Here is a 9,632-nt window from a genome sequence, read left to right on the forward strand (position 1 = left end):
TGAAACACAAATTTAATTGTTTCGTAATCTGTTTAGGCTAAACAAAAAAACTGAAAGCCCTAATTAGGACCATCAGTTTCTTCATTTATCAACACTTTGCGCGGCTTACTTCCCTCTGGCGGTCCAACGATTCCTTTTGCTTCCATTTCATCAACAATTCTAGCAGCTCGATTGTAGCCAATCCTAAAACGTCTCTGTAACATGGATACACTGCAAGATTGTTCATGAGTCACTAATTTAACAGCGTCCCCAAATAATTCGTCTTCTGAATCAGACGCTGATCCTGAGTTAGCTGTTTCTTCATCAGTCACAATCATCGTTTCATCGTATTGTGGTTCTTGCTGATTTTTAATAAACGAAATAACACTTTCAACATCTTTATCTGAAATGTAAGCATCTTGTACACGAATGGGTTTATTTAGCCCCATTGGTAGGAATAACATATCCCCACGACCTAAAAGCTTTTCAGCACCATTACTATCAATAATTGTTCTCGAGTCAATCCCACTGGAAACAGCGAAAGCCATACGTGATGGTACGTTAGCTTTAATCAATCCTGTGATAACATCAACAGATGGACGTTGCGTTGCCAAAATCATATGGATTCCAGCTGCTCGAGCCATTTGTGCTAAACGAATAATCGCATCTTCAACCTCATTCGAGGCTACCATCATTAAATCTGCCAATTCATCAACAATGACAACAATATAAGGTAACGTTGCTCTTTTTTGTCCGTCATCTGCGTTTTCTTGCATAATCATTTGATTATATCCAGAAATATTACGTTGACTAGCATCTGCAAACAATTCGTAGCGTCGCTCCATTTCAGAAACAACCTTATGTAAAGCTCGTGATGCTTTTTTAGGATTTGTAACAACCGGCGTTAATAGATGTGGAATACCATTATAGACACCTAACTCTACTTTTTTAGGATCAATCAACATAAACTTAACCTGATTTGGTTTCGTATTCATCAATAAACTTGTGATAATGCCATTAATTGCAACTGACTTACCACTACCAGTTGAGCCAGCAATCAATAAATGCGGCATCGTTGTTAAATCTGCTGTTACCAATTGGCCTGAAACATCGCGACCTAAAGGAACTTCGAGAACTTTATCTGGTGTTGGATTCTTTTGTTGAGATTCAATCACATCCCTGAATGAAACCATTGATACTTTAGAATTTGGTACTTCAATCCCAATAAGTGATTTTCCAGGAATTGGTGCTTCAATTCGAATATCTTTGGCAGCAAGTGCTAAGGCTAAGTCATCCGCAAGGTTAACAATTTTACTAACTTTAACACCAATTGCCGGATGTAATTCATATTCAGTAACAGATGGTCCTAAACTCACACTTTTAATTTCAACATCAACACCAAAGCTTTCAAATGTTTGCTTCAATATTTTTGTGTTTTTTTCAATTGTTTTATATTCGCCACTTTGGTCTTCTTTTGGAATTTTTGTAAGTAATGTAACTGGTGGTAATTGGTAATCTTCATTATCATCAGCCACTGTACTTGATATTATCTTAGGATCATCTTCTGAATCTAATTCTGAATCTGGTTCTTGTTGCGTAATGATAGGTGGTTCATCAACGGTCACTTCTCGTTCAGTTTTTATTTCCTTTTCTTCAGTTCTATGGTCAATTACAGGTTTTAATTCTTCTTCATCTTGTTCTGCTTTATTTTCTTTTCTTTCTTCTTTAAAACTATCTATTGCTACTTTCATTCGGCGAAAACCTTCTCTTGTCCAAGCAATAATTACGTTTAGATAGCGTTGAACAGTATACATAACTTCTGAAAAAGAGAGATCAAAAAAAATAAATAATCCGGCTAAGATGAAAAGTACACTAACAATATAGGTGCCTGCTTGTGAAATTAAGAAGTACGATAATTGGTATAAGCTTGCCCCTATCATTCCACCGCCAACTGTTGAACTAACTGCAGATTGTCGAAAATCGGAAACAAGTGTCTGCCATGTATATTGAATAAATTGGCTATGCACCGATGAGTGCCCAACAAACCAGGCTTCAAGAAAGACTAAAACACCAACATATAAAATAACGGATCCCCAATTAATTCTTTTCTTAACTTTGGGCTCTTTTCCCATAATCATTAAGTAACTTCCATATACACCGAGAATTAATAATGCGAATTGATATGTATTACCAACAAACAAACGGAAAACGTTAGCAAATAAAGCACCCAAATATCCCAGTGCTAGCACACCAAATATTCCAAACAATAAAAATATAACACCAATTATATTTTTAGAAAATTTGTATTGAACTGTTTTTTTTGTTGTTCTTTTTTTTCTTTTCTTTTTTTGAGCCAAAACAGTTCCTCCTTCTGTTAAAATAGATACTCAATTATACCATATCTTAATTACCTTCCGTGTCATTGTCTAGTCATTTCCACAAAAAGAGAGTTAATAACAATTATGTTATTAACTCTCTTTTTTGGCTGTAATTTCTTTGCCATCTTTAACTAACAGTAACCCTTGATATAACTGTAAATCATCACCACAATCTGAACAATAATCCATTTGTTCCTCATTCCAAAATGCTGTCAAAAATTGACGTTTACTTTTTTGATGGCTAAATTCAGTGGTAAATGCGCTAGATTGTTCCTCAAAAAAAGCCATCGCTTCATCCATTGAATCAAAATCAACTGTTTTTTGAATATGACTTTTCCAATCATCAAAAAACCACCATGGTTCATCAAATCCAAACATTGTTATTACTTGAAACAAGTTAGCTCACACCCTTCCATTTTATAAAATGACTGTTCATCATAAATACCGGTTTATTTCTTAACCCGAAGCAAGTATAACCCATTTATGAATTTCTAGTCTATAAAATGCTCAAGCTACTTATTTTAGCTTATCATTTTCATACGTGTGTGTTTTATCTAGATTTAAAAAGTCTTGTTGTCTAAGTGTTTCATAAATTACAATAGCAGCTGAATTAGATAAGTTTAAGGCACGAATGTGCGTATCATCTTGTGGAATTCGGATTGCTTTCTCTTCATTTTGGCGCATAAAGTTTTCAGGAAGACCTGTTGTCTCTTTACCAAACAAGAAGTAATAGTCCTTATTCACATCAGAATAATCTACTTGTGAATAAGTTTGCGGTGCAAATTTTGAAACCAAAAAAAGTTGTTTCTGATCTGGAATAGATGCTAAAAAATCTTGTAAATTTTTATGATACGTAATTTTTACTTTATCCCAATAGTCTAGTCCAGCACGTTTTAAATATTTATCGTCTGTTGAAAATCCTAAGGGCTCAATTAAATGTAGTTCAGTATCCGTTCCAGCACAAGTTCTAGCAATATTACCTGTATTAGCAGGCATAAGTGGTTCAAATAATGCAATATGATTCGTCAAAAATTAACATCCTTTCAAAAAATCGTTATTATTTTAGGCAACAAAAAAACGCATCATTTCGGTGTGGGCACGGCGAAAAGATACGTTAATGAAGATCAATTTCCAGAAGCTGACAACATCGTCGACAGTCTCTAAACAACCGAATTCGTATACTCATAATACCACAGCAATTTATTCGTTACAACACTGATTCTAACTTATTTTTACGATATTTTAATAGTGTAACGTCAACCGTAATTTTGGTTAAAGGTTGTTTTTTAGCTTTAGCCTGATTATCTGTTGTAGCTCCCCAATGTAAAGGAGTCATTTCGAGTAAGGCAGGAAACAAGCCTTCTGGAATATCGAATTGATAACTAATTGTAATTTGTTCAGAGTCAGGATAATTTTCTTTAAACAGATTTAAAACCTTTTCATTACTATAACTCCTATTATGACTCTCTTCGTTATATAGAAGTTCGCGTAATTCAACTAAGTAATTTGAATTTGGAATGATTTTTAATAACTGCCCGCCATCCTTTAATACTCGATCAAATTCTGTATAAGCAGAAGGCGAAAAAATATCAATAATTGTTGAAAATGACTTATTATTAAATGGTAGTTTAGCCAAATCAGCAATACAATAAAAAGCATCTGTCTCTTGTTGTGTCGCATAATTGATTGCATCTTTTGAAATATCAAATCCAACGTAAGTGTCTTTAGCATTTTGGCGTGTTACTTCTATATCATGAAGTGGTGTTCCCTCTCCACAACCTACATCCATAATTGTTTCTTCTTCATCAGAAAGCTGCTCAAGAATTTTATCCGTAATCGGTTTAAACAAGCCTGCTTGTAATAACTGTCTCCTTGCTAACCACATATCCAATTCATAATCACTTTTAACCCCATGATTCAAGAAAAAAAGAGTTCCTTTTTTTGATAAATCTATTTGATGATTTTCAGGGCAAAACATCGTCTGGCCTTCAACTTTACTGTAGGGGTTTAAGCAGACAGGACATCTAAATAAATCGATTTTATTTTTTAAAAATACGGCACTTTTCTCAATTTTTTTCAATTTACACTTATTCCTTTTTATCGTTTATTTTACATTCAATAGCTATTTATTTTTCAATGTTAATGTAATGACCTTTAACCAATTCAACAAGTTCTTCACGTTTTACGCCAACAGAACGACCAACTTTACCAGCTGAAACCCAAATTTTATCGAACTCTTGAATTCGTTCATCAAAATAAATGGGAAATCCTTTTCGAACATTAATTCCAATTGGTGTATTTGCGCCATGAACGTAACCAGTAATATTGATTAAATTTTTATTATCTGCTAAATGCAATTGTTTTTCATTTAATTCACGTGCTACTAATTTTAAATCAATTTCAAAAGTAATAGGAAGGCAAACAACTACGTAATCTCTATCACCGTTACTTCCCTGTAAAACAATTGTTTTTAAAATACTTCTTTCATCCGTTCCTAGTTCTTTAGCTTCTTTGCTTGAATCCATTTGTCGACCACCTAAAAAATCAAAAGTATAGCTCTCAAATTCAATATGATTTTGATCTAAAATGCGTTCGTCATTTGTTTTTTTTACTTTTTCTTTTTTTGCGATAATAATCACTCCCAAAATAATTATAGCACGACGTCTATCTCTTCACGTATTCTTATTTAATTTTCGATTTATTTCAAAAATATGTTGACTAAATTCGCTAAATAGCGTAAATTATCAGTTGGTTACTGATAATAATTTAATAAATACTAAAAATAGTTCGTGTTTAAAAGAAATGGGGAAATATTATGCCAGTTTTTGATTATGAAGATATTCAGCTCGTCCCTAACAAATGTATTGTAAATAGCCGTTCCGAAGTCGATACATCTATTCAATTTGGCCCTCGCCGTTTTAAACTACCCGTTGTACCTGCGAATATGCAGACAATTATCGATGAACCGTTAGCAGAATGGCTTGCATCAAATGACTATTTCTATGTCATGCACCGTTTCGATGAAGAGAGTCGCTTACCTTTCGTCAAAAAAATGCATGCAAAAGGTTTGTTTGCTTCTATTAGTGTTGGCGTTAAACCACATGAATGGGCATTAATTGAAGAGCTTGCCGATGCTGATTTAATTCCAGAATATATAACAATTGATGTGGCGCATGGCCACGCACAAAGTGTCATTGATTTAATTCATCATATTAAAAAATGGTTACCAGAGTCATTTCTAATTGCTGGAAATGTTGGCACACCTGAAGGCGTTAGAGAACTAGAAAATGCTGGTGCAGATGCAACTAAGGTTGGTATTGGACCCGGAAAAGTTTGCATCACTAAAATTAAAACTGGATTCGGTACCGGCGGGTGGCAATTAGCCGCTCTTAGATTATGTTCTAAAGCAGCAAGTAAACCAATTATCACTGATGGTGGTATAAGAACTCATGGTGATATTGCTAAGTCAGTCAGATTTGGGGCCTCAATGTGTATGATTGGTTCACTCTTTGCTGGTCACAAACAAAGTCCTGGTGATTTAATTGAAAAAGATGGTAATCTATTTAAAAGTTATTTTGGCTCTGCCTCTGAATATCAAAAAGGTAGCCACACTAATGTTGAAGGTAAAAAAATGCTCGTTCCTTTTAAAGGTGACATTCATGAAACTTTACTTGAAATGCAACAAGATTTACAATCTTCAATTTCTTATGCTGGTGGTAATTCTCTCTCTGCACTTGAAAAAGTCGATTATGTAATTGTTAAAAATTCAATTTTTAACGGTGATACGCTTTAATCAAAAAAGTTAGACAAAATAAAATTTGTCTAACTTTTTTGATTATCTTTATTCGTTTTCTCTGATTCGTCATACAAACCAGAATCCTTTTTATACCATACAAAAATCCGCGTTACAATAACTTTTAGAATTGCATATCCTGGGATTCCAAAAATAACACCTATTAATCCAAAAACCCGTCCCGAACCTAATAAAACAATTAAAATTGTAACGGGATGGATTGCTAAACTACTTCCAAGAATCAATGGAGAAATCAATCTTGCTTCAATTGTTTGTTCAACAATAAAAACAACAATAACCTTTATCAACATAATTGGTGACACGAAAGCAGCAATTACTAGTGCAGGAATCATCGCTAGAAAAGAGCCTAAATAAGGAATTAAATTCAAAAAACCTGCCAAAATCCCTAACGTTAAAGCAAACTTAAGACCAACTACTGAAAAACCAATAACAAATAATATGGCCACAAAGAATGCTACCGTTAACTGACCTCGGATATATTGACTGACTTGTAAATTAATTTCATCTAATAATTCAATGATTGATTTGCGATATCTTACTGGGAAAAAATTTGATAAATACTCAGGTAAATCGTGCCCATCTTTTAATAAATAAAATAAGATAAAGGGTGCTGTTACTAATCCAATGATAAATGTCGTTACAGTACCAACAACGCTACCTAAAGAATCAACTGTTGATCCAATAACTGAGCTCGCTTTTTTGGATACTGTTCCTACGATATCTGTATTTATTTTTTCAATTGAAGTTTTAATAGTATCAAATAAAGATGACGACATAAAATCATTCGTTTGATGTGTGATATTTGACCAATACGTCGGCCAATTTTTAATAATACTAATTGTTTGTGTTTGTACAGCAGGAATCAAAACGACAATCCCCCATACTAAAAACCCAGAAATTACTATAAATACAACTGTAATAACCAAACTTCGATTCAATTTAAAGCGCGTTTCACAAAAATCTATCAATGGGGATATTAAATAATACAGCACGCCAGCTAAAACAATTGGGAAGCCAATAATGCTTAATAACTCTCCAATTGGTGCGAAAAACCAGCCCACTTGTGCTAACATAAAAATAATTAGCAAACTTAACAAAACAATTGATAAAATGCTAACTGTTTTATTATTAACAACCCATTTCCAAAACCATGATCGTTGTGAAGTCGATTTTTCATTTGGGAGCATTTTAATCTACTCCTTTACTTATACGTGATTGTATTACCGACTTTAAAAGTTGGCAATACATGCGGTGTTAAATAAATACCATTTGGTTGTGGATGTTCTGGAACTTCCATAAAGAACAAGGTAGCATGCCCAACCGACTCAAAATTACTTGAAACTAACTCTCCAGCGAAATCAATTTTATAAGTTTGTTCATTAATAATCATTTCATCACCTGTTTTTGGCGAAATAATTTTTTTATCATCTTCAAATGATTGAATGACAGAAACTTGTCTTAAATCATCCGTTGCACTCTGATTGAAAAGGATAACAATAGGTTCCTTTTTTGAGATGGCATCTTTTCCAATTTCTTCAATTCTTGCTGTAATCATACTTTATCGTCTCCCTTATCCTTTATAGTTACCTATAATTATAGCATAGTCCCCAGTATAAATAATAACGTTTACAAAAATATATGATATAATATTGACAATATCATGAGGAGGTATTTGTAACTATGAAAGAGACTATTTTGTTTGGTACATATACAAAAAAGACAAGTACTGGTATCCAACGAGCTCAACTTGATACAATTGAAAAAAAAGTTTCTAACGCTACACCCTATATAAAGGTTGAAAATCCAACTTATCTCACGAAATCGGACAAAGGTGTCTTATATACCGTTTCAAAGAGGTCAGATTTAGGTGGTATATCAGCCTTTACCCTTGCATCAGAAAATCCCCAATTTTTAAATGACGTTTCAGCTGAAGGCGCTCCGCCTGCTTACGTTGCTGTTGATAATAACCGTCAATTAGTCTACAGCTCAAACTACCATAAGGGTCTTATTTCCATTTCAAAAATTCAAACTGATGGCTCATTAGCTCTTATTAATGAAGTTACAAATGAAGGTCATGGTCCAAAACCAGAACAAACAAGCTCTCATATTCATTTCACTGATTTAACACCAGACAATAGGTTAGTTGTTTGTGACCTTGGAACTGATCAAGTGTTAACTTTTGATGTGTCAGATAATGGTGCTATTAAACAAATTGCTGAGTATCGTTCAGAGCCTGGGTTCGGTTCTCGTCATATTGTTTTCCATAAAAATGGAAAATTAGCATACTTAGCTGGAGAGCTCTCAAGTGAAGTTTCGTTACTTAGCTACAATCAAACGGATGGTTCATTTAAAGAGATTCAAACACTTTCATCAATTCCATCTGATTGGAATGCTCATAACGGAATTGCTGCTATTCGCATTTCTAAAGATAGCCGCTTTTTGTATGTCTCTAATCGCGGAAACAACTCAATTGCTTGTTATTCACTTGCTGTTGATGGCACAATGACACTTATTCAACTTATTTCAACTGAAGGTGACTTTCCTCGTGATTTCAGTTTAAATAAAACAGAACAATTTTTGGTTGTTGCTAACCAAAACACTGATAATGCTACCTTATTCGAACGTGATTCAACCTCTGGTAAATTAACTTTACTTCAAAAAGATATTGCCGTTCCAGAATCCGTTTGCGTTTATTTTGAAAATTAGGAGAAATTAAATTTGTTAATTAAAGAAGTTGCAGTTGAAAATTTTACTGATATCCCAAAACAATTTGCCGCTGGTGCTAATCGTTTTGAACTTTGCGATAATCTTGCTGTCGGTGGTACAACTGTCAGTAAAGGTGTTATGTCTGAAACAATGCGTTATGCACAGGACAATGAAGTCCCTGTAATGGCAATGATTCGTCCCCGTGGCGGAAATTTCGTTTATAACGATACCGAATTAAAAATTATGGAGGCTGATTTATTTCAGGCTCAACAACTTGGTGTAGATGGCGTCGTATTTGGCGCTTTAGATACGAATAATAACTTAGACATAGAGGCGATGGAGTTTTTAATTGCAGCAAGTGGTGGCATGCAAATCACTTTCCATATGGCTTTTGATGAAATTCCTAATAATGCACAACTTGATGCGCTATCTTGGTTAGCAGAGCATGATATCGATCGTGTTTTAACGCATGGCGGATCACTTGATAAGCCTATCGAGGAAACGTTACCCCACCTCAAAGAAATTATTGACTGGTCAAACGGTCTCATTAAAATTGTTCCAGGTGGCGGTATTACACTTGATAATGTTGATACTATTGCTGCTAAATTAAACGTTAAAGAGCTTCATGGTACAAAAATAATTTTAAAATAATCATCTAAAAAGGTTCCAACAACTTCATGTACTAGGCCCTGTCAAGTTGACGGATGAAATAATATAAAATTTAATATGTTTCTAAATGGCTTTATCCCAGTATT

At 34.0% G+C, this 9,632-nt stretch carries 10 protein-coding genes; 3 read left to right on the top strand and 7 right to left on the bottom strand.

Going from position 1 to position 9,632, the window contains the following annotated elements:
* Positions 1-59 precede the first annotated feature (59 nt).
* The 5 genes from AC1RPH_RS06680 to AC1RPH_RS06700 form a co-directional block, all read right to left on the bottom strand.
* Positions 60-2,336, bottom strand: coding sequence for an FtsK/SpoIIIE family DNA translocase (locus AC1RPH_RS06680; RefSeq protein WP_481761854.1), 2,277 nt, complete (start codon positions 2,334-2,336; stop codon positions 60-62).
* Positions 2,337-2,447: 111 nt separating this feature from the next.
* Positions 2,448-2,753 (bottom strand): DUF1033 family protein, encoded by a 306-nt coding sequence (locus AC1RPH_RS06685; protein ID WP_481761855.1) that lies wholly within the window; start codon positions 2,751-2,753, stop codon positions 2,448-2,450.
* Positions 2,754-2,873: 120 nt separating this feature from the next.
* Positions 2,874-3,386, bottom strand: coding sequence for a tRNA (uridine(34)/cytosine(34)/5-carboxymethylaminomethyluridine(34)-2'-O)-methyltransferase TrmL (gene trmL, locus AC1RPH_RS06690; protein WP_409021458.1), 513 nt, complete (start codon positions 3,384-3,386; stop codon positions 2,874-2,876).
* Positions 3,387-3,564: 178 nt separating this feature from the next.
* Positions 3,565-4,437, bottom strand: a complete 873-nt coding sequence (locus tag AC1RPH_RS06695; RefSeq protein ID WP_481761856.1) for a methyltransferase domain-containing protein — start codon at positions 4,435-4,437, stop codon at positions 3,565-3,567.
* A 46-nt stretch (positions 4,438-4,483) separates the two neighbouring features.
* The gene (locus AC1RPH_RS06700; RefSeq protein WP_481761863.1) at positions 4,484-4,987 is read right to left on the bottom strand and encodes a YbaK/EbsC family protein; all 504 of its coding nucleotides are present in this window, start codon (positions 4,985-4,987) and stop codon (positions 4,484-4,486) included.
* A gap of 185 nt (positions 4,988-5,172) precedes the next feature.
* On the opposite strand from AC1RPH_RS06700, the gene guaC reads away from it, so the two are divergent.
* Entirely contained in the window at positions 5,173-6,150 is a 978-nt protein-coding gene (gene guaC, locus AC1RPH_RS06705; protein WP_481761857.1) for a GMP reductase, read from the top strand.
* Positions 6,151-6,179: 29 nt separating this feature from the next.
* On the opposite strand, the gene AC1RPH_RS06710 is transcribed toward guaC, so the two are convergent.
* Both AC1RPH_RS06710 and AC1RPH_RS06715 read right to left on the bottom strand, forming a co-directional pair.
* Positions 6,180-7,358, bottom strand: coding sequence for an AI-2E family transporter (locus AC1RPH_RS06710; protein ID WP_481761858.1), 1,179 nt, complete (start codon positions 7,356-7,358; stop codon positions 6,180-6,182).
* A 14-nt stretch (positions 7,359-7,372) separates the two neighbouring features.
* On the bottom strand, positions 7,373-7,726 hold the full coding sequence (locus tag AC1RPH_RS06715) for a PTS glucitol/sorbitol transporter subunit IIA (RefSeq protein WP_409021462.1): 354 nt from the start codon (positions 7,724-7,726) through the stop codon (positions 7,373-7,375).
* A 125-nt stretch (positions 7,727-7,851) separates the two neighbouring features.
* On the opposite strand from AC1RPH_RS06715, the gene AC1RPH_RS06720 reads away from it, so the two are divergent.
* Together AC1RPH_RS06720 and AC1RPH_RS06725 are read left to right on the top strand one after the other, a co-directional pair.
* Positions 7,852-8,877, top strand: a complete 1,026-nt coding sequence (locus AC1RPH_RS06720; RefSeq protein WP_481761859.1) for a lactonase family protein — start codon at positions 7,852-7,854, stop codon at positions 8,875-8,877.
* Between the two features lie 12 nt (positions 8,878-8,889).
* On the top strand, positions 8,890-9,528 hold the full coding sequence (locus tag AC1RPH_RS06725) for a copper homeostasis protein CutC (RefSeq protein ID WP_481761860.1): 639 nt from the start codon (positions 8,890-8,892) through the stop codon (positions 9,526-9,528).
* Positions 9,529-9,632: the final 104 nt, after the last annotated feature.

This window comes from Dellaglioa sp. CoH-57-MRSF-16, assembly GCF_056782055.1.